Below are 24,834 nucleotides of genomic sequence, written 5' to 3'. Positions count from 1 at the left end.
GGCTACCTTCCTCGCGCCACGCGCGGGATCGTGGTGGTCGCGGGGGCCTCGGCGGCCTGCTGCTCCGCGCGGATCTGCTCGACCCTGGCGGCCATCTGGCGCACGGACGGGGCCTCGAAGAGCGTGCGCATCGGCAGCTTGACGCCGACCGCGGCCCGAGCCTGCGCGATCAGCTGGACGGCGATGAGCGAGTTGCCGCCGAGCTCGAAGAAGTCGTCGTCGGCGCCCACCTCGGGCACGCCCAGGATCTCGCTCCACACGCGGGCCAGCGCGGCCTCCACCTCGCCCTCCGGCGCCACGAAGTCCTCGGTCCTGGCCGCCGGGGCCTGGGCCTCGAGGCTCTCGCGGGTCAGCCGCTCCCGCCGGGTGATCTCGGCGAGCGAGGTCGCGCTGATGACGACCTGCGAACCGAGCTCGGCCGCGGCCAGCACGCGGAAGAACGCCTCGGCGCCGTCGGCGGGGCGGATGCCGGCGCCGGGCTGCGGGTCCCCGGCGCTCAGCGAGCCCGTCACCGCCGAGGCGTCGATGCGCCGCAGCACGAACTCCTCGATCTCCACGAGCACCGTGCCCGACTCGTCCATCAGGGTCAGGTCGGCGGTGACGACCTCGGCGCCGCCGTCGCCCCTGCGCTTCAGGTGGCTGTAGAAGCGGTCCGGCAGCGGCGACCTGACCAGCAGCCGCCCGTAGCTCAGCGGCAGGTAGGCGCCGCCGCCGTTGCCCCGGCCGAAGGACGTGGCCACGTCGAGGAGCGCGGGATGCAGGCCCCAGCGGCCGACCTCCTCCGCGACCTGCTCGGTGCCCTCGACGAAGGCGAGCTCCTCCTCCTCGGCCCGCCAGATGAGCTCGGGCGAGCGCCAGCGGGGACCGAAGGTCAGCACTCCGGCGTACTCGCCGTCCTGCTCGGCCACCGGCTCCATCCTGGCCTTCACCTCCGCCACGTCCACGGCCGCGGCGGGCGCGGGCCGTACCCATGCCGCCGCGCCCTGGGTGTGCAGCCGCCCGCCCGCGCGCACCTCGAAGGCCGTGCCGTCGGGGGCGTCGGGGAAGGCGACGACGAGCTCGGTGGTGGTGTCGTCGGGTACGGCGAGCGGCTCGAGGAAGACCACGTCGCGCAGTTCCACCGCGTGGCCTTCGCCCGGCGCCGGCACGACGGCCGCGAAGGCGGCCCGCGCGCATTCCAGCTGCCCGGTCGCCGGCAGCACCGGCACGCCGCCGATGCGGTGCTCGTCCAGCACCCAGTGGCTGTCGGCGGCCAGCGGCCCCGACGCCCTGCCGTCGGTACGGCTGCGCACGACCGGATGGTCGACGGGCGTGCCCCCTGCGACGGCGGCGGTGAGGCCGGTGGCGCCGCCGGTGAGCCCGGTGGCGTTGGCGGCCATGCCCACCTCGAGCCACGCGCCCCAGTTGAGACTCAGGACGCGGGTGCCGTGGGCGGCGCGGGCGCGGGCGTCCAGGTACGCGTTCGCCGCGCAGTAGTCGACCTGGCCGAACCCGCCGCTGACGCTGGTGACCGAGGAGCACAGGGCGACGAAGTCCAGCCCCAGGTCGCCGAAGACGTCGAGCAGCGCGACGGTGCCGGCCAGCTTGGGGTCGAGCACGGCCTGCGCCACGGCCCGCTCCTTGATCTCGGCCATGCCGCCGCCCGGCAGGCCCGCGGCGTGCACGATGCCGTGCAGCCCGCCGTAGGTGGCCACCACCTCGTCCCTGACCTCGCGCAACCGGGCGGGGTCGGTGACGTCCGCGGCCAGGACGGTCACCTTGCCGCCCGCCTGCTCGATCCGTGTGATCGCGAGGGCGGCCCTCGGCGTCACCGTGCCGCCGCGGCCGAGCAGCACAACTCGGGCCCGCAGCCGGGTGCCGAGGTGCTCGGCGAGCGTGAGGCCGATGCCGCCCAGCCCGCCGGTGATCAGGTAGACGCCCTCCTCGCGCAGCCCCGAGTGGCCCGCGCCGCCGGCCAGCCGGACCGGCTGGAACTCGCGGACCCACCGGCGCCCGCCCCGCAGGGCCAGCACGTCGCCCGCCGGTTCCCTGCGCAGCTCGGCCAGGGCGCTCCCGGCGGGGGTGCCGCCGCGTCCGAGCTCGTCGGGCTCGAGGTCGAGGTGGCGCACCCGCAGGCCGTCGACCTCCAGCGGGACGACCCGGGCGATGCCCGCGACGAGCGCGTACTCAGGCCGGGTCACGTCGGCGCCGCCCAGCGGGTCCTCGGTGCCCGTGGTGAGCACGTCGAGGTGGACTCCGTCGGCCCGCTGCTCGGCGGCCAGCGCCTGGACGAGGGAGAGCAGGCTGAAGAAGCCGTGCTCCTGCGCCTGCGCGGGGTCGCTGTCCAGGGCCCAGGCGTGCACGATGCGCGAGGGCAGGGAGTCGCCGAGCGCCGCGACGAGGGCGTCGTAGTCGGCGCGCTCGCCGGGACGCACGGTGAACTCGCCGCCGCCCGTGTACTCCGTGCCGGGGCGGACGGTCACCACCTCGCCGCCCTCGGCCAGGATCGCCGCCACCAGCTCCTCGCCGCGCCTGCCGCTCACGAAGGCCAGGCAGCGGGTGATCGGCTCGCCGGGCGTGGAAGGCGCGAGCTGCTGCCACGCCGGGACCTCGAACCAGTCCTCCAGCGCCCGCGGGCCGGACGGCTGCGCGGCGGGCGTGGCCCTGCCCTCGCCCGGCGGGACGAACCGGTACTCCCGCTCGTAGGGGTAGCCGGGCAACGGCACCCTGCGGCCGGTCTCCTGGCCGTCCGCCATGGTGACCGGCACTCCCGCCGACCACAGCCGGGCGGCGGAGCCGTACAGGACGTGCAGGTCGCCGGTGCCCTCGGCGGGGCCGGGCAGGCTGGCGAGCGGCGGGAGCGCGTCCTTGGCGCCGCGCAGCTGCATGCGGGCGAGCCCGGTCAGCTGCTTGCCCGGCCCGCACTCCAGCATCACCCAGTCCTTCTCGGCCACCAGCCGGGCGACGCAGTCGCCGAAGCGCACCGGGCGGCGGATGTGCCCGGCCCAGTAGGCGGGGTCGACGGCCTGCTCGGCGGTGATCCAGTCGCCGGTCACGTTCGACAGGAACGGCAGGCGGGGCTCCTGGCGCGGCACGGACGCCACGAGGGCCTCGAAGTCGGCCAGGATGGGGTCCATCATCGGGGAGTGGAAGGCGTGCGAGGTGCGCAGCCGGGTGGCCTTGACGCCCTTGCCGTCGAGCAGTTCGGCGAACGCGGTGATCGCCTCGTCCGTCCCGGCGACCACGCAGGTGCCCGGGCCGTTCACGGTGGCGATGCTCACCCCGTCGACGAGCAGCTCGGCGATCTCCTGCTCGTCCTTCATCACCGCGAGCATCGAACCTGAGGGCATCGACTGCATCAGCCGCCCGCGGGCGGTCACCAGGCGCAGCGCGTCGGGCAGGGTGAACACCCCGGCGAGCGTGGCGGCGACGTACTCCCCGACGGAGTGCCCGATCATGCCCGAGGGCCGGACGCCGCGCTCCTGCCAGAGCCTGGCCAGCGCGTACTCCACGGTGAACAGCGCGGGCTGGGTGAAGCGGGTCTCGCGCAGCTTGTCGTCGCCGCCCTCGGCGAACATCAGCTGCCTGATGTCCTCGCCGAGCTCGGCGCGCAGCAGCTCCGCGCACTCGTCCACGGCGGCGGCGAAGGACGGCTCGGCCGCGTAGAGCGCGGCTCCCATGCCCGCGTACTGCGCGCCCTGCCCGGAGAACAGGAAGGCCACCTTGGGCGGGGCCCCGACGGCCGACCCGGCCGGGTGACGCTTGCGGTCGGTCAGCGCGCTCACCGCGCCCGCCACGTCGTCGGCGACCACGGCGACACGATGCCGCTGTTCCGGCCGGCCCACCCGCAGCGTGTGGGCGACGTCGGCGAGCGAGAGCTCGGGGTGCGCGTTGAGGTGGTCGGCGAGCTGGGCGCGCATGGCCTCCAGCGCGCTCTCCGTCCGGGCCGAGAGCCGCAGCAGGTGCGGGCCGTCGGCGCGCGTGGCGGCGGCGGCCGGCGGAGCCTGCTGGAGGATCACGTGGGCGTTGGTGCCGCCGATGCCGAAGGAGCTCACCGCCGCGCGGCGCGGGTCGGCCTCGTCGCCCTCCCACTTCGACGGGGCGGAAACCACGTAGAAGGGGCTGGAGTCGAAGTCGATGGCCGGGTTGGGCCGCTCGAAGTTGATGCTGGGCGGGATCAGCCCGTGCTCCATCGCGAGCACCGTCTTGATCACGCCGACCACGCCGGAGGCCTGGCTGAGGTGGCCGATGTTGGACTTCACCGAGCCGATGCCGCACCAGCCGCGATCGTCGGTGTCGCGCCGGTAGACCTCGCTCAGGGCGGCCACCTCGATGGGGTCGCCGAGGGCGGTGCCGGTGCCGTGCGCCTCCACGTAGCTGATGGTGCGCGGATCCACCCCGGCCACGCCGAGCGCCTCCACGATCACCTCGGTCTGGCCCGCGTGGCTCGGCGCGGAGAAGCCGATCTTGTTGCTGCCGTCGTTGTTGACGGCGTTCCCCAGGACCAGGGCGCGGATGTGGTCGCCGTCGGCCAGCGCGTCCTCCAGGCGCTTGAGCACGATCACGCCGACGCCGCTGCCCCAGATGGTGCCGTCGGCGCGGGCGTCGAACGGCTTGACGTGCCCGTCGGAGGAGGTGAAGCCGTCCATGGCCGGATATCCGACGCCGTGCGGCAGCTCCACGCAGACCCCGCCGGCCAGCGCCATGTCGCATTCCCCGCCGCGCAGCGACTCGCACGCCAGGTGCAGGGCGACCAGCGAGGACGAGCAGGCGGTGGTCACGGTCATGGCCGGCCCGCGCAGGTTCAGCCGGTAGGAGACCGTGGTGGCGACGTAGTCGATGTTGTTGCCGATCGACATGCCGAGCTTGAGCGCGTTGCTGTCCAGGTCGGGGTTGGTCTGCAGGTTGAGCCACTGGTACTGGCTGGGCCCCGAGCCGCCGTAGACGCCGATGGCGCCGTCGTAGGTGGTCGGGTCGTAGCCGGCGTCCTGCAGCGCGGCGTGCGCCTGCTCCAGGAAGACCCGCTGCTGCGGGTCGGCCAGCTCCGCCTCGCGGGCGCTCATGCCGAACAGGCGGTGGTCGAAGCCCTCCATGTCGATCATGATGGGCGCGGCCCTGACGAAGGAGGTGCTGGCCAGCTGCTCCGGGGTCGCCCCTCTGGCGAGCTGCTCCTCGTCGGTGAAGAAGGTCACCGATTCCACCCCGTCGACCAGGTTGCGCCAGAACTGGTCGAGGTCGTTGGCGCCCGGCACGCGGGCGCTCATGCCGATGATGGCGATGGGCTCGGCGCCCGAGTCGTTCGACAACTCTGTCACTGTCTCCTCCTGCGCTTGTCCCGCAGCTGGCGGCGTGTGTCGGCACGCCGGTCGGCGCGGCTCAGTTCCGGATTCGCGGCCTCGCCGTCGAGGTGGGCGGCCAGCGCGCGTACGGTCGGGTAGCGGAACAGGTCGACGACCGTCACCTGTCGCCCGGTCAGGGCGGCCAGCCGGTCCCGCACCACGACGACGGCCATGGAGGTGCCGCCGACGTCGAAGAAGTTGTCGGTCGCGGTCACCTCGGCCCGGCCGAGCACGTCCCGCCAGATCCCGGCCAGCAGCCGCTCGGTGTCGGTGACGGGCTCCGCGCGCGCCCCGGCCGCCACGGGCTCGGCTCGTACGGCGTCGGCCGGGTCGTCGGCCACCCCCCGCGCGAGCACGTCGACGCCCCTCAGCTCGAAGCCGGCCGCGGGGGCGCCGGGGTCGGCCACGGCCTGGTCGAGCAGGTCGGCGAACGCCCGCAGCAGCAGCTCGATGCGTTCGGCGGCGTAGAGGTCGGTGTTGTAGACGATGTCCACCGCGTAGCGCCCGTCCCGCTCCACGACGTAGACCGTCAGGTCGAACGGGGAGCCGGCGGGCGCGGGCACGATGCCGGTGGAGCTCAGCCCCTTCAGCTCCAGGCGCGGCTCGGGGAAGTTGTAGACGTTGAAGAGCACCTGCACCAGCGGGGCCCGGCTCGGCTCACGCCGTACCGCCAGGGCGCCGACGATGTCCTCGATGGCGGCGCCGGGCCTGGCCAGCGCGTCGATGACCGCGTCCGAGCAGCCACGCACCCGCTCGGCGAAGGTGGCCGACCCGGCCGAACGCAACCGGATCGGCACGATGTCGACGAAGAACCCGATCAGGTCCTGGAACGCCTCGTGCCTGCGGTCCGCCGCCGGGGTGCCGACCACGATGTCGTCGCGGCCGGTGATGCGCCGGACCAGTTCGGCGAAGGCGGCCAGCAGCACGCTCGGGGTGGTGGTGCCCAGGCGTACCGCCAGCGCGCGGATGCCGGCGGTGGTCTCCGGCGTCAGCGCTGCCGTGGCCAGGGCCCCTGCATGGCTCTGCACGTCGGGCCGCGGGTTGTCCCTGGGCAGGTCGAGCGTCGTGGGAGCGTCGGACAGCGACCGGGTCCACCAGGCCAGGTCCTGCTCGGCCCGCCTGCTGTTCCGCTCCGCGCGCCACGCGGCGTAGTCGGAGAAGGTGGTCGGGGGTTCGGCCAGGACCTCGCCGACGTAGGCACGGGCCAGATCGTCGAAGAAGGGCCGCTGCGACCAGCCGTCGAAGACCGCGTGCTGGAAGGTCACCGACAGCACGTGGTCGTCCGGGCCGAGCCTGGCCAGTCTGGCCTGCCACAGCGGGCCGCGGGCCAGGTCGAAGCGATGGGCGGCGGCCTCGTCCAGCCAGGCGCGGAGCCGCTGCGCCTGGCCCTGGAAGTCGCCGTCCAGGGCCTCGACCTCCAGGTGCACGGGTTCGGGCGCGGACACCTCCACGCGGGGCACGCCGCCGGCGTCGGGCACCCGCCAGCGCAGCACCTCGTGCCGCGCGGCCACGGCGGACAGCGCCCGCTCCAGCGCCGCCACGTCGAGCGTTCCGCGCAGGCGCTCGGCGACCGCGATGTTGTAGGCGACGTTGCCGGGGGAGAGCCGCTCGAGGAACCACAGGCGCCGCTGCGACGCGGTCAGCGCGGGTGAGCTGCCGGAGGGCAGCCGTTCGGCCGCGGGCGGCGCGCCGTCCACCCGTGCCGCAAGCGCGCCGAGGGTGCGCGCGGCGAAGACGTCCTCCACCGCCAGCTCCCGCCCCAGCGCCTCGCGCAGGCCGCTGACCAGGCGCATGGCGCTGATGGAATGCCCACCGGAGGCGAAGAAGTCGTCCTCCAGCCCGGGGGTCCGGCCGAGCACCCGCGACCAGACCTCGGCCACCGCGCGCTCGGTCGGCGATTCCGGCGGTGTGCCCCCGCCCGCGGGCGGCGCGTCGGGCACCAGCGCCAGCAAGGCCTGGATGTCGACCTTGCCCGACGACGACATCGGCAGGCTCGGCAGGACGAGCACCTCGGCCGGCACCATCACCTCGGGCAGCCGCTCCGCGCAGTGCTCCCGCAGCAGGCCGGGACTCGCGCCGTCAGCGGTGCAGAAGGCCACCAGCCGGAGCCCGCCCGGCCCTTCGACGGCCTCCACCACGGCATGCCCGACCTGCGGGTGGCCGCGCAGCACGGTCTCCACCTCGCCGATCTCCACGCGCTGCCCGCGGATCTTGACCTGGCGGTCGGTCCTGCCCAGGAACAGCAGGTTCCCGTCGGGCTGGCGCACCACCAGGTCGCCGGTCCGGTAGAGCCGCTCACCGCCGCCGCCGAACGGGTCGGGCAGGAAACGCTCGGCGGTCAGCCCTGGCCGGCCCAGGTACCCCCGGGCCAGGCCCACCCCGCCGATCAGCAGCTCGCCGGGCACGCCCGCCGGGACCTCCCGCAGCTCCTCGTCCACGACGTGCGCGCGGTGCCCGCCCTTGGGAACGCCGATCGGCAGCGGCCGGTCCCAGCTCCCCTCGGCCTCGAAGAGGGTGACCGCCACCGTCGTCTCGGTGGGCCCGTAGTTGTTGAGGAAGCGCGCGCCTGACCAGCGTTCCACCTGCTCCGGCCCCGGCGCCTCGGCCCCGGTGACCAGGGTCCGCCACTCGGGCAGACGTGCCGGCTCCAGCACGGGCAGCAGGGAGACCGGCACGCAGCCGGTCGTGATGCGATGCTCCTCGCAGAAGCGCTGCAGCCGTACGGGGTCGCGCCGGTCCGCCTCGCCCAGCAGCATGACGGTGGCGCCGGCGCCCAGGTGCACGAACAGGTCGTGCACCGACACGTCGAAGCCGAGCGAGGCGAAGGCGAAGCCGCGCGCGTGCTCGTCGAGGCCCATCACTTCGATCTGCCTGGTGGCGTACGCGCGCGCGCTCCGATGGCTGATCACCACCCCCTTGGGCGTGCCGGTGGATCCCGAGGTGTGCAGCACGTAGGCCGCGTTGTCGGGCAGCGCGGGGCAGTGACCCGGCGCGGCGGGCGGACCCTCCACCGGGACCACCCGCACCCCGTCGAACAGGCCGGCGGTGGACTCGTCGACCACGACGACGTCGAGGCCCGCGCTCCGGATGATCTGCTCCCGGCGCGCGGCGGGGCCGTCGGGGTCGAGGGGCACGTACGCGCCCCCGGCCAGCAGTACGCCGAGCACCCCGGCGACCATGCTGGGCGTGCGCCGCAGGCACACCCCCACCAGGCGTTCCGGCCCCATGTCCGGCAGCCGGGCGGCCAGACCGCCCGCCTGCTCGGCCAGCTCGCCGTAGGTGAGCACGTCCTGCCACTGCCGTACGGCCGGCGCCCACGGGCGGCGCGCGGCGTGGGCCAGCACCAGATCGGGCAGCGTCATCCCGCGCCTCCAGGAAGGGGATCGACCATGTGCATGCGCAGTTCGGTGAAGTAGCGGCGGCCCTCGGCGTCGAGCAGCCACGTCTGGTCGGGGGTGGGCAGCATCTCCGAGACCACCAGCCGCACGTCCTGCCCGGCGGTGAGGCGCGCCGAGCGCACCATCGAGCAGAGCAGGTCGGCGAAGACCGGGCTGGTGAGGTCGACGTACAGCGGCTTGATCTCCGTGGACAGCTTGACGAAGACCCGTTCGGGCAGGCCGAGCTCGCGCCGCCAGCGGCGTACGGCCAGGTAGCGGGCGCGCTCGCCGCCGACGTCGGTCAGCCCCGTCGCGTCGGCGGTGGTCCGCCAGGTCCGGCGGGCCACCACCAGCCGGTCGATGGTGATCCTCGGGGTGTGCTGGTTCGGTCCGGCCCCGACGAGCTTGAAGCCGTCCACCGCGTGCATGGACAGCAGTTGCGAGAAGACCTCCAGCAGCGGCCGGCTCCGGCCGTCGGGGGCGGTGGCGACCAGTTCCCCGTCCACCTCGCCGACCAGGACGCCCGTGGCGGGCATGAGCCGGTCGGGGTCCGCGCCGGGGGCGGCGGTCCAGGCCAGCTCGCTGTCGGTCGGGTGGTCCAGCGAGTACGACACGCGGCCGGTGTAGCGCGGCCAGTCCACCGGGTAGAGCGGCCTGACCCGGCCCGTTCCCAGGTCTTCGGCCAGCGCGTCGCGCAGGGCGCCGGAGTCGGGGTGGGCGAGGGTGAAGACGGAGCAGTCGAAGGTCGCCCAGGCCGCGTGCATCTCGCCCATGACCACCAGGTAGTCGCCGCGGTTGACCGCCTCGACGCTGTCGGCGCAGATCTGCAGGTCGGGGCTGTGCAGCCGGCCGGCGGACCAGCCGGGGCCGGTGGCGGCGAACGCGTCGGAGGCGGCCAGCTCGCGGGTGCTGAAGGTCAGCTCGGCGGTCTCCGGCGCCACGCTGTCCAGGCCGAACAGCTCCGCCCAGCGGCGGGCGAACTCCTCGGCTATGGCGTCGACGGGTCTGGGCCCGGAGCCGAACAACATGCCCTGGGCGAGGTACCACAGGTCGGACAGCAGCACCGGGCCGTCGGCGCGCAGTTCCTCGTACAGGTCCCGCAGCGCCTGGCCGTAGGCCGCGGCCAGCTCGGCCGTCAGCCACCGGGCGGCCCCGAGCATCAGCGCCAGCGGCTCGGCGATGCCGTCGAGCAGCGGCCCGCCCACGCTCACGGTCACGTCGCGCGTGGTGTCCTCGTAGACGAGACCGCGGCCGGCATACGTCTGGCCGGTCCTGCGGACCGAGCCGGCGCCGGTGACCTCGGTGAACACCGTGCTGAGCGCGTCCAGGGCGGCCAGCAGGGCGTCCGGGTCGCCGGCGGCGCGCGCGACCTCCCGCCTGGCCGACGCGAGCCGCTCCAGCCCCGCCTGGGCACGCTCGCGCACGGGCGCGTCCTCGATGCAGGACAGCAGCAGCCGCAGGCGCTCCTCGGCGTGCGGGGACTGCGGCAGGTCGCCCTGCCAGGTCAGCAGGCCGCGCTCGACCAGGAGGTCCAGCAGCAGGTAGGCGTCGCCTTCGGTGCGGATGCCGGCCTGTCCCGCCACCTCGCCGGCCACGTCCACCGCCCGGCGCCTGCCGTCGCACCGGGACAGCAGCAGAGCCTCGGCGGCCGACACCGGGACGGGCGGGTGCGCCGGCCGCCGTACCTGGCGGCCGTCCAAGGTCAGCTGGGGTTGCAGGGCGGGCGGCAGCCAGCGGCGCACCGCCGGATCCTCGGCCAGCTTCGCCGCGTACGCGCGCAGCGCCCAGTCCTCGAAGAAGACGCGCCGCTCCGACAGCAGCCGCTCGCCGGGTCGCACGCTCAGCGCGGGCTCGTCCTGCGTGCACCGCACCCAGGTCACCGGCCCGAAGAAGCCCACGGTCTCGTTCTTGGCGCTGTAACGCTGCCAGTACTTGACGGCGATGCGCTCGCGTTCGCGCCGCCTGCTGTCGCGACGCTGATCGGCCCCGCCCCGCGCCAGGGCGTCCAGCGAGACCAGGGCGCCCCTGTTCTGCCAGGTGATCGCCTCGCGGAAGAGCGGATCGGCGGCGATCTCGCTCAGTTCCCTCGCGACGTCGTGGCAGGCCTCCGCGAGGATCTTGTCGAAGTCGGCGTCCCCGAGCTCGCCCGAGAGCAGCGCGTCGGCCGCCCGCCCGCAGCCGGGGGCGGCCAGCCGGTCCAGGCCGTCGGCCGGGAAGCCGGTGCTGCGCAGCAGCGCCTCGCGCCACACCCACCAGCCGGTCTCGCCGAGCGGCATGCGGTGTCCGCCCGTGCCGGTTCCGCTCATCCCCGCACCCTGTCCAAGATGTGATCCCGCCGCTCGCGCAGGAAGAAGTGGCCGCCCGGCTGGACGCTGAGGGTGAATCCGGCGCTCGTGTGCCTGGACCAGCCCCGCATGGCCGAGACGGAGACCGACTTGTCCTCGGCTCCGGCGAAGGCCTCGATGGGCACCCCGATCGGTGGTCCCGGCTCGTAGACGTACTCGTGCAGCCAGGTGAAGTCCGCCCGCAGCACCGGCAGCACGAGTTCGCACAGCTCCGGTTCGGCCAGCAGCTCCTCCGGCAGACCGCCGAGCTCGGTGAGCCTGCCGAGCAGTTCCTCGTCGGACACCTCCGACAGCGCCGCCAGCGGTTCCACGAGGTCCGGGGGACGGCACGCGCCCAGGTACAGCCGCCGCGGCAGCCGCCCCCCCCGCCTGGTCAGCTCGCGGATCACCTCGAAGCCCAGCCTGCCGCCCATGGAGTGCCCGTAGAAGGCGTACGGGCGGTCGGCCCGGGCCGAGACGGCGTCGGCCAGCTCCGCGATGTCGAGGTCGAAGGGTTCGGAGAAGCGGCCTTCCCGTCCGGGGAGGACCACGGGTAACACCTCGAGCTCCGGTCCCGCCGCCGCGGCCCAGCCCTGGAAGGCTCCCGCCCCCGCGCCGGCCCACGGCAGGCAGAACAGCTGCCTGGGCGCCGTGGGCCGGGGCTGCGGGGTGGAGAACCAGCGGTCGAGCGAGCTGGTGTCGGGTCTCATGATCGGACCTCCTCCCGTTGGAACGGATAGGCCGGTAGCGAGACGATGCGGCCGCCCGGCGGCGGCCAGGCGGGCCCGCCGCCGTTCACCCAGGCGGCGGCCGCCCGCAGCAGGTCCTCGGGAGCGTCGTACGGCAGGCCGCCGCGTCCCCCTGCCGGGTCGTGCGGCGGGGTGACAGGTTCGGCCAGGTCGCGCAGCCCGGCGACGGCCTGGGTCAGGTTGCGGCAGACGATCGCCGCCCGGCACGCGAAGGCCCGCCGTCCGGCGGTGAGCGTGTGGGCGACGTCGTCCAGGTCCGTGCCGGGAGCCGCCTCCAGGTGGTCGGCCAGCCGTGTGCGGGCCTGGCGCAGCGCCTCGGGCGTCCTGGCCGAGACGGGCAGGACGCGCCAGCCGGCGCCGGCCGGGCGCGGCGGGCCGGCCGGGGCCTGCTCGACGATCACGTGCGCGTTGGTCCCGCCCAGGCCGAAGGAGCTGACCCCGGCCCGCCGGGTCTCCGCGTCCCACGCCACGTTCTTGACCGGCACGTAGAAGGGCAGCGAGGCGAAGTCGACGTCCGGATGGGGCCGCTCGAAGTGGAGGTTGGCCGGGATGACGCCGTGCCGTACCGCCAGCACGGCCTTGATCAGCCCGGCCGCGCCCGCCGCCGTGTCCAGGTTGCCGAGGTTGGTCTTGACCGACCCGAGAGCGACGGAGGCCGGCGGCAGCGGTTCGTCGGAGAAGGCCTGGGCCAGGGCGGTGAGCTCGATCGCGTCCCCGACCGCGGTGCCGCTGCCGTGCGCCTCGACGAATCCGATCGCGGCGGGCGGCAGCCCGGCGTCCGCCAGCGCCTCGGCCACCACTCTCGCCTGGCCCTCCAGCCCGGGGGCGGCGAACCCGGCGCGGCGGGCGCCGTCGTTGACCACCGCCCAGCCCCTGAGCACGGCGAGGACCCGGTCCTGGGCCTCGACCGCGTCCTCCAGGCGTTTGAGCGCCAGCACGGCCACGCCGCTGCTGTAGGCGCCGCCCTGGCCGGCGGCGTCGAAGGCGCGGCAGCGGCCGTCGGGCGAGACCAGGCCGCCGGGCGTGTGCAGGAACCGGGGCTCGGTGACGCTCACGCCGCCTGCGAGCGCCAGGTCGCAGCGGTAGTCGAGCAGGTGCTGGGCGGCCACGCACACCGCGGTGAGCGAGCTGGAGCAGGCGGTCTGCACGGCCATCGCGGGGCCGGTCAGCCCCAGGCGGTAGGCCGTCTGGGCGGCCAGGTAGTCCGGCGCGAAACCCGGGACCAGCGGCTCGTCCGGGTCGCCGGTGAACTGCCGGTAGAGGAAATGCCTGTTGACCGAGGCTCCGCCGAAGACGCCGATCAGCCCGTCGAAGGCCGCCGGGTCGCAGCCCGCGTCCTCCAGGGCGGCCCAGGACTGCTCCAGGAAGAGCCGCTGCTGGGGGTCCATGGCGGCGGCCTCGTCCATCGGCATGCCGAAGAACTCGGCGTCGAACGCCGTCACGTCGGGCAGCCGCCCGCCGGCCCGCACGTGCGCCGGGTCGGTCAGCAGGCGCTCGCCCACCCCGAGCGCGCGCAGCTCGGCCTCGGTGTGGTCGTGCACGGCGTCCACACCGTCGAGCAGGTTGCGCCAGAGCGAGGCCACGTCGGGAGCGCCGGGGAAGCGCCCGGCCATCCCGACGACGGCGATCGCGTCTTCAGGGAGCGACATCAGCGGCAGACCACCGCGGCGACGTCCTCGACGTTCGCCACCTCGGTCATCGCCTCGAGTTCGAGCGGCACGTACTCGGCCGAGGTGTAGCGGCCCGACCCGTGCACGACCACGTCCCGCCAGTCGTCGGCCAGGCCGCGGTCCACGGCGTTGAGCACGCCCGTCATGGCCATGACCAGGGACCATTCCCTGAGCTGCCGGAAGTCGGCGGGCAGCTCGCAGCCGGACCCGGCGAGCAGTTCGCGCACCTGCGGATAGCGGGCCACGCACTCGGCCAGCGAGACCACGATGCCGTCGCCGCCGGCCCGCTCGATGATCGCGTTCATCGCGGGGGACGTGGCGGGCCGGTGGGTGTAGAAGGTCGGGTCGAGCACCTCGTCGGGGTCGTAGGTCACCTGGGGGAAGCGCGGGTCGGACGACTGCCGGTAGAGCCCGTCGAGGGCCTCGTAGGCGGGCAGGTTGGCGCGTTCGAAGTCGCCGTGGCGCAGGTTGAGCACCATGTCGGGGGTGCCGAGATGCTGCACGAGCAGGCTGGCCGGCCGGTGCTCAGGGCTCGAGGCCCCGGAGTCCTCCAGCACGTCCCGGCCACGGTGGTAGCCGAGCAGGCCGAAGGCGCTGGACACCGCGTGCGCGTGCAGCCGGGGCCCTGTGACGGGGGCCGCCGCGTGTTCGAAGTACGCCCTCGCGGTGTCGGCCACCAGGTAGTTGGCCAGGTCCAGCGAGTACCACAGGTTCTCGCCCCTGGCCCGCAGGTCACCGGCGAACTTGTCGGCGAAGGCCCGGCCGAGCGCCTTGACCTGCTCAGGCTCGGGCCCGCTGTAGATCAGCATCGGGTTGAGCGCCCGCAGCGCGGGATCGGTGGACAGCCGGCTGGAGCGGAGCTTGGCCAGGCACGAGCGGGGCGCCAGGATCACCGTGCGCAGCTGGTCGGGCTCGACCAGGCCGGCCTCGATCGCGCGCAGCACCGCGTCGCGCAGCGCGACGCCCTTGTTGGCCGAGGTGGGCGAGAAGATCGTGACGGCTTCGCCGTACCGCCTGATGTACTCCACCGCGCGCGCGACGATCAGCAGCGAGGCGAAGGTCTTGGTGGTTCCCGTGGCGGGGTTGCCCGTGAGGTCGAGCAGGGTCAGCCGGTGCTCGCCGTAGGCGCCGAGCGGCTGCCAGCGGGCGGTGGCCACGGACAGGAAACGTTCCACGTCCGCGTCGAGGGCGGGCAGGTGGTAGCCGGGGGAGAAGCCGGTGTCGGACCTGACCGGCTCCAGGTCGTCGACGCAGGCCGCGATCGAGGCGGGGAGGCGGTCGTAGTAGTCGATAAGCAGGTTCGCTGCGTGCATCGTCGGGCGCACCTCGTTACGGGTTGTCGGCGGGGCTGGGTGAGTCTGCGGGCAGGTCGCGGAGCCGGTCCCGGAGCTGGGCGAACGCCTTGGTCACGGGCGCCAGGTCCGCGACGTGGAAGCCGTCGGCGAGATCGGGGGCGACCCGCGCCAGCTCCTGCTGGGCGGCAGGGCCGAAGGTGACGCGCGTCCCGTCCACGACCACCCCGTCCTGTACGGCGGAGCGCTGGTTGAACGCGACGGCGTCGGCACGGTCCACTCCGGGCGGCAGGCGCAGGCTCAGCCGGCCGGCCGCGAGCCGTACCGGGTAGCCGCCCGGCAGTCCGAGCGGGCCCGGCAGTGAGGTGTCCAGGTCGCCGCCGGTGAGCAGGCAGCCCAGCACGCGGGCGGCGGTCAGGCCGGTGACGTGGTTGAGCTCGGTTCGGGAGGTGGCCCGCTGGCCGGCCAGCAACGTGCCGACGTCGGCGAGCGGGCGGCCCTGATGCCAGGCCCGCGCCTCGGTCTCGGGGGAGGCCGGGGTGTACAGGTGCGCGTGGTGTGCGAGCACCTGCAGCTCTCGCTGGTCGGGCAGGCCGAGCGCGGCCTGGAGGCTGGCGGCCAGCAGGCCGGCGTTGCCGATCCCGCACAGCACCTGGGTGCCGCCGGCGGCCAGCACGGGATTGACCGCGTCGGGGAAGCAGGCGTTGACGAACCACGAGCCGGGGCAGGCCGAGGCGAGCGCCTCGCCCGCGCGGACGGCGGACTCCGCCTGGAAGGGCAGCGTGAGCCCGAAACCTCCGCGCCGCAGCAGGGCGGTCCACGCCGAGGGCGAGCTGAGCGACTCCCAGGGGGACTGGCTGGAGGCGGCCAGCAGCACGCCCGCCGGAGCGGCGGCCGCCAGCGCCTCCGCGAGGGCGTCCTCGCTGGAAGGGTCCGCGGTCTGGGGGCGGAAGCTGACGCCGGTGCCGGACAGTGCGGCTCTGGCCATACCGACATGGCATAGATCGGCGGTACGGGCCGGGTCGCGCCCGATCACGGTGACATGGGCCGGCGGCCCGATCACGGCCAGGGCGTAGCAGACGGCTCTGGCCAGGCCGCCGGTGCCGATGACCGCCAGCGAGGGCCGGGTGGTCATGCCGTTCGGGTCGTCTGCAGGTAGGGGAGGGAGCTGTGCACCGCCATGCTGGACTGAACCTCTCTCCGCACTGGGTGAGCGCGGAATGAAGGAGAACCCCGTAAAACGGACGTATGGTCTGTTGCCGCCCAAGTCGTGGTGACGAGTTTGGGCCCGGCCAATATTTCACCGAGCCTCGGGGCGGTGTCAATGCACGATTCTTGTCATGAACACTGTCAGTGATCGTTAGATGCTGTTCTTCCGACATGTCTTGACTCGCCGGGCGCCCATCTACTTCAATCGGCGACGCTTCTGTGAAAACGACTACAGGGGCTGTCAGAGCCGGATAAGGTGCGCTGCTGCTCCATTACGGGCCGTAACTTGCCAGATTTTGCGGCCCAAAGTCCCACATTGTTCTTTGGCGTGTCGGGCAACCCCTGGCGCCGCGAAAGGGAGTAGGCGGATCCATGCCCAGTGGCGACTACAAGGTAGTGATCAACCACGAAGAGCAATACTCGATCTGGGCAGCCGACCGCCCCTTCCCGGCCGGCTGGCGCGAGGAAGGCTTTTCGGGCGACCGTAAAGACTGCCTCGAGTACATCGACAAGGTGTGGACGGACATGAGGCCCCGCAGCCTGCGCGAGGCCATGCAGGAGTACGAGCGGGCCGAATAGCGTGAGCGCGCCTATGGACCCGGCGAACGGTTTCGAGCTCCCCGCCTCTTTCGCGCAGGAACGGCTCTGGTTTGTGGACCAGCTGGAACCTGGGCTCGCCGTCTACAACATCCCCTTCGGTACCCGCCTGCCGGCCGGTACCGACGCTGCCGCCGTGCCCTCCGCGGCGGCAGCCGCCCTGGCCAGGGTCGTCGCCCGCCACGAGGTGCTGCGTACCGCGCTGGAGGCCCGCGACGGCGTGCCGACCCAGGTCGTGCTGCCCGAGGTGCCGGTCAACGTGCCTGTCACGGACCTGCGAGGGCTCCCACCCGAGGAACAGCAGGCACGGCTCGCCGAGGTGTATGACGCCGAGGCCGCCCGCTCCGTTCCGCTCGACCGGGCTCCGCTGTGGCGGGCGCGCCTGATCCGCACGGATGAGGCCGACCGCCTCTTCTTCACCGTGCATCACGTCGCCTTCGACGCCGCCTCCGTGGCGATCTTCCAGCGGGAGTTCCAGGCCGCCTACCGTGCCGTCACGGGGAACGGGGAGAGCGAGCTCCCCGAGCTGCCGATCCAGTACGGCGACTTCGCCGCCTGGCAGCGCGGCAGGTGGGACGGCGGCGAGCTGGCCGACCAGCTCGGCTACTGGCGCAAGCAGCTCGCCGACCTGCCCGAGCCGCTGCGCCTGTCACCCCGCGCGCCCGATCCGGGCCTGCCGCGGCACACCGGCGGCGACATCGGCTTCGAGCTGCCCGCCCTCACCGTGCAGGGCGTGCACCGGATGGCCAGGGAGCGGCGCACCACGCCCTTCGTGGTGCTGCTCGCCGGGCTCAAAGCCCTGCTGTCACGGCTGGCCGGGCGGGCGGACGTGGTGGTCGGCTCCCCGGTGGGCGGGCGGCCGCTGCCCGAGCTGGAGCCGCTGATCGGCAACTTCGTCAACACCCTGCTGCTGCGCACCGACTGCGCGCGCGAGGTGACCTTCGCCGAGCTGGTCGACCGGGTGCGGACCGCGGTCTTCGACGCCCTCGACCACGCCGAGGTGCCCTACGAGCGGCTCGTCGAGGAGCTCAGGCCGGACCGTGCGGAAGGTGTGGGCACGCCGCTGCACCAGGTCGTGTTCAACCTCCTGCCCTCCCTGGTCACCAACGGGCAGGTGCGCAACGGCACCGCCAAGGTCGACCTGCTGATCGACCTCGCCGAGGTGGACGGGCGCATCGACGGGCGCATCGAGTACGCCACCGCGCTGTTCGACGAGGCCTGGACGAGGGACTTCGCCGCCCGCTACCGCGGCCTGCTCGACGCCGCGCTGGCCGAGCCGCAGACGTCCCTGGCCGACCTGCCGTTCCTGCTGCCCGGCGAGGAGGAGCGCCTCACCACGGCCACCTCGCCGTTCCGCGCCGGGTCCGCCCCCGCGTCCGACACCGTGACCGGGGCCTTCGCGGCCCAGGTGGCCGCCAGCCCGGACCAGGTGGCGGTGGCCGACGCCGCGGGACGCACCCTGACCTACGCCGAGCTGGACCGCAGATCCAACCGGCTGGCCCACCGCCTGGCCGGGGTGGCCCGCCCTGACACCCCGGTGGCGCTCTTCCTGGACACCGACGTCGAGCTCGCCGTGGCCGTCCTCGCCGTGCTCAAGGCGGGCGCCGCCTACCTGTCGCTGGACCTGGAGCATCCCGTGGAGCGGCTGCGCGAGCTGCTGGCGGACTCGGGGGCGACGGCCGTCATCACCCGGGCGGAGCTCGGCCCGCCCGAGACCGGACTTCCGGTCATCGACCTGGGCGAGGCGGACGAGCAGCCGGAGACCGCCCCCGAGATCACCCGGCACCCGGACACGCTCGCCTACGTGATCTACACCTCCGGCTCGACCGGCCGGCCCAAGGGGGTGGGCATCGCCGACCGGCAGCTCACCGCCTACGTGGCCGGGGTCGGCGGTCTGCTCGACCTGGCGCCCGGGCTGCGCCACTCGATGCTGCAGCCGCTGACCTTCGACTTCAGCGTCACCGTCTTCCACGGCGCGCTCCTCACCGGCGGCACCCTGCACCTGGTCCCACGCGAGCACGCGACGGACGCCGCCTGGGTCGCCGAGCACCTCAGGCGCGACCGCATCGACCTGATGAAGATCACGCCCTCACACCTGGCCGCCCTGCACGCCGACGAGGCCGACCTGCTGCCCGGCCGTACGCTGGTGTTCGGCGGCGAAGCGTCACGATGGGACTGGGTACGGCAGCTGCGCTCGCGCCCCGGCGGCCCCGCGGTCGTCAACCACTACGGTCCGACCGAAACCACCGTCGGCGTGCTCGGCCTGGCGGGCGACCAGGAGCCGGCCGGAGCCGGCGCGGTCACGCCCATCGGCTTCCCGCTGCCCCACGCCGAGGCCTACATCCTGGACGAGGACCTGCGCCCGGTACCCGACGGGGTCGTCGGCGAGCTGTGCATCGGCGGAACCACCGTCGCGCGCGGCTACCTGGGCCGCCCCGGACAGACCGCCGCCGCCTTCGTCCCCCACCCGTACGGCGCGCCCGGCGCCCGCATCTATCGCACCGGCGACCGGGCGCGGCGGTTACCGGACGGCGCCATCGAGTTCCTCGGCCGCGCGGACGGCCAGGTCAAGATCCGCGGGCACCGGGTCGAACCCGGAGAGGTGCAGGCCGTGCTGGCGGCCCATCCCGCGGTCACCGACTGCGTGGTGGTCGTGCGCGGGCAGGACGAGCCCGAGCTGGTGGCCTACGTCGTCGGCGACACCCGGCAGCTGCCCGGCTACCTGGCCGAGCGCCTGCCCACCTACCTGATTCCCGCCCACCTGGTGGAGCTGCCCGCGCTGCCCCTGGCCGCGCACGGCAAGGTCGACCGATCCAGGCTGCCCGACCCGCCGGACACCGTGGAGGCCGAGCGGGTGCCCCCGCGCGGCCCGGTGGAGGAGCTGGTGGCGGCCCTGTTCGAGGCGCTGCTCGAGAGCGGTCCCGTCGGCCGGGACGACGGCTTCTTCGCGCTGGGCGGCCACTCCCTGCTGGCCATCAAGCTGATGGGCCGCCTGCGCAAGGCGTTCGGCGTCGGGCTCTCCCCCAAGGCGCTGTTCGAGTCGCCCACCGTCGCCGGGATCGCCGACCTGGTGGCCGCGGCACAGGGCAGGGGCGCCGACCAGATCCCGCCGGTCCTCCCGGTGCCACGCGACGGCCTGCTCCCCGCCTCCTACTCGCAGCGCCGGCTGTGGTTCCTGGATCAGCTGGAGCCGGAGCTGGCCGTCTACAACACGCATGTGCGGCTACGGTTGCGCGGCGCCCTGGACGTGGCGGCGCTGGAGCACGCCCTGACGATGGTGGCCGCTCGTCACGAGGTGTTGCGGTCGCGGTTCGTGCAACGCGATGACGACCTGTTCGTGTCGGTGGCGGCCGAGGCGTTCGTGCCGTTCGAGGTGGTGGCGCCGGAGGCGCTGGCGGCCTTCGGCGCCCGCCGGTTCGACCTGACGGCCGAGCCGCCGCTGCGGGCCGCTCTGGCGCGTCACGCCGCGGACGACCACGAGCTGCTGGTGACGATCCATCACGTCGTCACCGACGCGTGGTCCGCGGTGCTGTTCGCCCAGGAGCTGGGCGAGTGCTACGCGGGCCGGGGCGCGGCGCTGCCCGAGCCGGCCGTGCAGTACGCCGACTTCGCGGTCTGGCAGCGTGACAGGGTCGAGGGCGAGCTGCGCGACACCCAGCTGGCCTACTGGCGCGAGCGGCTCGCCGGCATGCCCGAACGCCTGGAGCTCCCGGCAGACCGCCCGCGCCCGGCGCGCCGCGACTACGTCGGCGCGTACGTCCCGATCACCGTCCCCGGCCAGGTCGTGGAGCGGCTGCGGTCCCTGGGCGCGGAGGAGAACGCCTCCCTGTTCATGACCATGGCCGCGGCGCTCTCGGTCGCGCTCTCCCGGGCGACCGGGCAGCGGGACATCGTGGTCGGCACGCCCGCGGCCGAGCGGCCCCGGCCCGAGCTGGAGTCGCTGATCGGCTGCTTCCTCAACACGCTGGTGCTGCGCACCGACTGCTCCGGCGACCCCACCTTCCGTGATCTGCTCAAGCAGGTCAGGGCCACAACACTGGAGGCCTTCGCCAACTCCGAGGTGCCCTTCGAGGCGCTCATCGAGGAGCTGCAGCCCGAGCGCGACCTGGGCGCGACGCCTCTGGTCCAGGTGCTGTTCAGCCTGGAGGACGCGGACCGTCCGGCGGTCAGCGCGGGCGGCCTGACCATGGAGTGGCGGGGCGTCGGCACCTCGACGGCCAAGTTCGACCTCACCATGTACCTGCGCCGGGAGTCCGGCGGTGTCGGCGGCATCCTGGAATACCGCACCGACCTGTTCGACGAGGCCACCGCCGAGCGCATCGCGGCGCTCTACACCGAGGTGCTGACCGCCGTCGCGGCCGGCCCTGAGCAGCGGATGTCGGGCCTGCCCTCGCTGCCGGCCGCCGACGACGCGCTGGTGGAGCGGTGGAACGACACGGGCGCGCCGGAGGGGTACGCCTCCCTCGCCGAGCTGCTCGCGCGGCGGGTGGCGCGGACGCCGGACGCCCCGGCGATCTGTGACGCGGAGGGCGCCTGGTTGACGTATGCCGAGTTCGGCGCGCGGGTGAACGGGCTGGCCTCGGTCCTGCGGGACCGGGGTGTCGGGTTGGGTGACGTGGTGGGCGTGTGCCTGCCGAGGAGCGTCGACCTGGTCGTGGCCGTGCACGCGGTGGTGGCCGCCGGAGGGGCCTACCTGCCGCTCGACCCCGGATACCCCGACCAGCGGCTGGCATTCATGGCCGAGGACGCCCGAGCGGGCGTGGTGGTCACGGACCAGCCGGACCGCTTCCCGGGAACGACCACCGTCGATCCCGCGGTGCCGGGAGACGGCGCGCCGCTGGGCGTCCCGATCCCGCCCAGCGCGCCCGCCTACCTGATCTACACCTCCGGCTCCACCGGCACCCCGAAGGGCGTGTTCGTCTCCCACGAAGCCATCGGCAACCGGCTGACCTGGACCGATCACGCCTTCACGCTCACCGCCGAGGACCGGGTCCTGCTGAAGACGACCTTCACCTTCGACGTGTCGGTCTGGGAGCTGTTCTGGCCGCTCATCGCCGGAGCCGGTCTCGTGGTCGCCACCCCCGACGCGCACCGCGACCCGGCCGCGCTGGTCCGGCTGCTCGCCGCCCACCGCGTCACCACCGTCCACTTCGTGCCGTCGATGCTGGACGCGCTCCTGGACGAAGCGGTCCTCGACCTGCCCGCGCTGCGCAGGGTGTACTGCTCGGGCGAGGCCCTCCCGGCCACGCTGGCGGCCCGCCTGCACGAGCGGCTCCCGGGCGTCGAACTGCACAACCTCTACGGCCCCACCGAGGCCGCCATCGAGGTGACCTGGCACAGGTGCGAGCCCGGCGAGTCCCGCACCCCGATCGGCGCGCCCATCAGGGGCATCAGGATCGAGATCCTGGACGCCGACCTGCGCCGCGTGCCCGTCGGCACGCCCGGCGAGCTGTGCATCGCCGGCATCGGCGTGGCCCACGGCTACGCGCGGAGGCCCGGGCTGACCGCGCAGCAGTTCGTGCCCGACCCGTACGGCCCGGCCGGCGCGCGCATGTACCGCACCGGCGACCTGGCCCGCTGGCTGCCGGACGGCGAGGTCGACTACCTGGGCCGGATGGACGGCCAGGTCAAGATCCGGGGCATGCGCGTCGAGCCCGGCGAGATCGAGTCGCTCCTGGCCGCCCACCCCTCGGTCAGGACCGCGGTGGTGCAGCCGGTGCGGGGCACGCTGGCCGCCTACGTCGTGCCGTCAGGGGACGGCCGGGCCGACCCGGCGGCGCTCGCCGGCCTGCTGCGCGAGCGGCTGCCCGACCACATGATCCCGGCGTCGTTCACCTTCCTCGACGAGCTCCCGACCAACGCCAACGGCAAGCTCGACCGAGCCGCCCTGCCCGAGCCAGGGGAGGCGCGGCAGGACTCCGCGGGCACGCCGCCGCAGGGCCCGGTGGAGGAGCTGGTCGCGGCGCTGTTCGAGTCGGTGCTCGAGAGCGGTCCCCTCGGCAGGGAGGACGGCTTCTTCACCCTCGGCGGCCACTCGCTGCTCGCCATCAAGATCGTCACTCGGCTGCGAAGCGCTTTCGGGATCGACCTCCCGGTCCGGGCGCTGTTCGAAGCGCCGACCGTGGCCGGTCTGGCCGAGCGCATCGCCGCCGCGCGGCTCGAAGCCGCCACCCCGGTTCCCGAGGTGGTGCCGGTCCCGCGCGACGGGCTGCTGCCCGTGTCGTACGGCCAGCGGCGGCTGTGGTTCCTGGACCAGCTGGAGCCGGAGCTGGCGGTGTACAACACGCACGTCCGGCTGCGGTTGCGCGGTCCGCTGGACGTGGCGGCGCTGGAACGGGCGCTGACGATGGTGGCCGCCCGGCACGAGGTGCTGCGGTCGCGGTTCGTCCAGCGTGACGACGACGTACTGGTGACGGTGGCGGCCGAGGCGGACGTGCCGTTGGAGACGGTGGAGCAGGGCGCGTTGGAGGCGTTCGCCGCCCGCCGCTTCGACCTGACGGCGGAGCCCCCGCTCCGGGCCGCTCTGGTACGTCACGCGGCCGACGACCACGAGTTGCTGGTGACGATTCACCATGTGGCCAACGACGCCTGGTCGGCGGTCCTGTTCGCCCGGGAGCTCGGCGAGTGCTACGCGGGCCGGGGCGCGGCGCTGCCGGAACTGACCGTGCAGTACGCCGACTACGCGGCCTGGCAGCATGACCGGGTCGAGGGTGAGCTGCGCGACACCCAGCTGGCCTACTGGCGCGAGCGGCTGGCGGGCATGCCCGAACGCCTGGAGCTGCCGACCAGCAGGCCCCGCCCGGCCCGCAGGGGCCACGAGGGCGGCAACGTCCCGTTCATGGTCTCCCCGGAGGTCTCCGAACGCCTCCGGCTGCTCGGCGCCGCCGAGAACGCCTCCCTGTTCATGACGCTCCTGGCCGCCTTCACCGTCCTGCTGGCGCGGCACACCGGCCAGCGGGACATCGTGGTCGGCACCCCCGCGGCCGAGCGGCCCCGGCCCGAGCTGGAGCCGCTGATCGGCTTCTTCCTCAACACGCTCGTGCTGCGCACCGACTGCTCCGGCGACCCCACCTTCCGTGAGCTGATCGGCCGGGCCAGGAACACCACGCTCGGCGCCTTCGCCAACTCGGAGGTGCCCTTCGAGGCGCTGGTCGAGGACCTGCAGCCGCGCCGTGACCTCGGCAGCACGCCGCTGGTCCAGGCGCTGTTCAGCCTCGAGGACGCCGAACGGACCGAACCGCGCCTCGGCGACCTGGAGGCCGAGTGGGTGACCTCCGGCACGACCACCGCCAAGTTCGACCTGTCGCTGTACCTGCAGCGCTTCCCCGGACAGCTCGGCGGCATCTTCGAGTACCGCGCCGACCTGTTCGACGCCGACGCGATCGCGCGGATGGCCGAGCACTTCGTCGCTCTTCTCTCCGCCGCCGTCGCCGACCCCGACCTCCCCGTCTCCCGGCTTCCGCTCCTGGCCGCCGACGTGGCGGCAGTGGAGGGGTGGAACGCGACGGGTGAGGCGCGGGAGTTCGTGGCGTTGCCGGAGGTGGTGGCGCGGCGGGTGGCCGAGGTGCCGGATGCTCCGGCGATCTGTGGCGGCGACGGTGTCTGGTTGTCGTATGCCGAGTTCGGTGCGCGGGTGAACGGGCTGGCCTCGGTGTTGCGGGGGCGGGGTGTCGGGCTGGGTGACGTGGTGGGTGTGTGCCTGCCGAGGAGCGTCGACCTGGTCGTGGCCGTGCACGCGGTGATGACGGCGGGAGCCGCGTATCTGCCGCTGGAGCCGGAGTACCCGGACGAGCGCCTGGCGTTCATGGCCGCTGACGCAGGGGCGCGGGTGGTGATCACCGAGCAGCCTGACCGCTTCCCGGGACTGACCGCCGTCGAACCAGGAGTGTCCGGTGACCCGGCGCCGCCGGGCATCCCGATCCCGCCCAGCGCTCCCGCCTACCTGATCTACACCTCCGGTTCCACCGGCACCCCGAAGGGCGTGCTCGTCTCCCACGCGGCCATCGCGAACCGCCTGGTGTGGATGGGCGAGGCGTTCCCGCTCGGCGCGGGCGACCGGGTGCTGCACAAGACGCCGTTCACCTTCGACGTGTCGGTGTGGGAGCTGTTCTGGCCCCTGATGGAGGGGGCCGGGCTGGTGGTGGCACCACCGGGGATGCAGCGGGACACCGCCGGACTGCTCGCACTCATGCGGGAGCAGAACGTGTCGATGGTGCACTTCGTGCCGTCGATGCTGGATGCGCTGGTGGAGGAGCCGGAGCTGGCGGTGCCGTCGTTGCGGCGGGTGGTGTGTTCGGG

The 24,834-nt window shown here is 73.9% G+C and carries 9 protein-coding genes; 2 read left to right on the top strand and 7 right to left on the bottom strand.

Annotated elements, in window-relative coordinates; all coding sequences use genetic code 11:
* Positions 1–2: 2 nt before the first annotated feature.
* From ACWEVS_RS04555 to ACWEVS_RS04525, 7 genes are read right to left on the bottom strand one after another with little or no spacing between them, the layout of a single operon-like run.
* Entirely contained in the window at positions 3–5,294 is a 5,292-nt protein-coding gene (locus tag ACWEVS_RS04555) for an SDR family NAD(P)-dependent oxidoreductase (RefSeq protein ID WP_452549913.1), read from the bottom strand.
* Positions 5,291–8,680, bottom strand: a complete 3,390-nt coding sequence (locus ACWEVS_RS04550) for an amino acid adenylation domain-containing protein (protein WP_449915492.1) — start codon at positions 8,678–8,680, stop codon at positions 5,291–5,293. The genes ACWEVS_RS04555 and ACWEVS_RS04550 overlap by 4 nt, the downstream gene beginning before the upstream one ends.
* Positions 8,677–11,001: a lantibiotic dehydratase gene (locus ACWEVS_RS04545; protein ID WP_452549910.1), complete on the bottom strand. Its 2,325-nt coding sequence runs from the start codon at positions 10,999–11,001 to the stop codon at positions 8,677–8,679. Before ACWEVS_RS04545 ends, ACWEVS_RS04550 begins: the two co-directional genes overlap by 4 nt.
* Positions 10,998–11,729 (bottom strand): thioesterase II family protein, encoded by a 732-nt coding sequence (locus ACWEVS_RS04540; RefSeq protein ID WP_452549908.1) that lies wholly within the window; start codon positions 11,727–11,729, stop codon positions 10,998–11,000. Before ACWEVS_RS04540 ends, ACWEVS_RS04545 begins: the two co-directional genes overlap by 4 nt.
* The gene (locus ACWEVS_RS04535) at positions 11,726–13,417 is read right to left on the bottom strand and encodes a beta-ketoacyl synthase N-terminal-like domain-containing protein (RefSeq protein ID WP_452549906.1); all 1,692 of its coding nucleotides are present in this window, start codon (positions 13,415–13,417) and stop codon (positions 11,726–11,728) included. The genes ACWEVS_RS04540 and ACWEVS_RS04535 overlap by 4 nt, the downstream gene beginning before the upstream one ends.
* A complete protein-coding gene (locus ACWEVS_RS04530) occupies positions 13,417–14,751 on the bottom strand; it encodes a DUF6002 family protein (RefSeq protein ID WP_452549905.1) in 1,335 nt (444 codons plus the stop codon). Before ACWEVS_RS04530 ends, ACWEVS_RS04535 begins: the two co-directional genes overlap by 1 nt.
* Positions 14,752–14,767: 16 nt before the next feature.
* The gene (locus tag ACWEVS_RS04525) at positions 14,768–15,865 is read right to left on the bottom strand and encodes a hypothetical protein (RefSeq protein WP_452412997.1); all 1,098 of its coding nucleotides are present in this window, start codon (positions 15,863–15,865) and stop codon (positions 14,768–14,770) included.
* Between the two features lie 446 nt (positions 15,866–16,311).
* Between ACWEVS_RS04525 and ACWEVS_RS04520 the strand changes: the two genes are divergently transcribed.
* Positions 16,312–16,518, top strand: coding sequence for an MbtH family protein (locus tag ACWEVS_RS04520; RefSeq protein WP_354923334.1), 207 nt, complete (start codon positions 16,312–16,314; stop codon positions 16,516–16,518).
* A 13-nt stretch (positions 16,519–16,531) separates the two neighbouring features.
* Positions 16,532–24,834, top strand: an 8,303-nt coding sequence (locus tag ACWEVS_RS04515; protein WP_452549903.1) for an amino acid adenylation domain-containing protein, incomplete at its 3' end; no start/stop codon positions are given.

It is taken from the genome of Nonomuraea sp. NPDC003754, assembly GCF_053605785.1.
Note: the sequence above shows the minus strand (reverse complement) of the source record. Positions and strands in the feature narration are given on the sequence as shown.

Coding starts and splice junctions, on each gene's coding strand:
- ACWEVS_RS04550 (WP_449915492.1), bottom strand. CDS start 8,680: ATGACGCTGCCCGATCTGGTGCTGGCCCACGCCGCGCGCCGCCCGTGG.
- ACWEVS_RS04545 (WP_452549910.1), bottom strand. CDS start 11,001: ATGAGCGGAACCGGCACGGGCGGACACCGCATGCCGCTCGGCGAGACC.
- ACWEVS_RS04540 (WP_452549908.1), bottom strand. CDS start 11,729: ATGAGACCCGACACCAGCTCGCTCGACCGCTGGTTCTCCACCCCGCAG.
- ACWEVS_RS04535 (WP_452549906.1), bottom strand. CDS start 13,417: ATGTCGCTCCCTGAAGACGCGATCGCCGTCGTCGGGATGGCCGGGCGC.
- ACWEVS_RS04530 (WP_452549905.1), bottom strand. CDS start 14,751: ATGCACGCAGCGAACCTGCTTATCGACTACTACGACCGCCTCCCCGCC.
- ACWEVS_RS04525 (WP_452412997.1), bottom strand. CDS start 15,865: ATGACCACCCGGCCCTCGCTGGCGGTCATCGGCACCGGCGGCCTGGCC.
- ACWEVS_RS04520 (WP_354923334.1), top strand. CDS start 16,312: ATGCCCAGTGGCGACTACAAGGTAGTGATCAACCACGAAGAGCAATAC.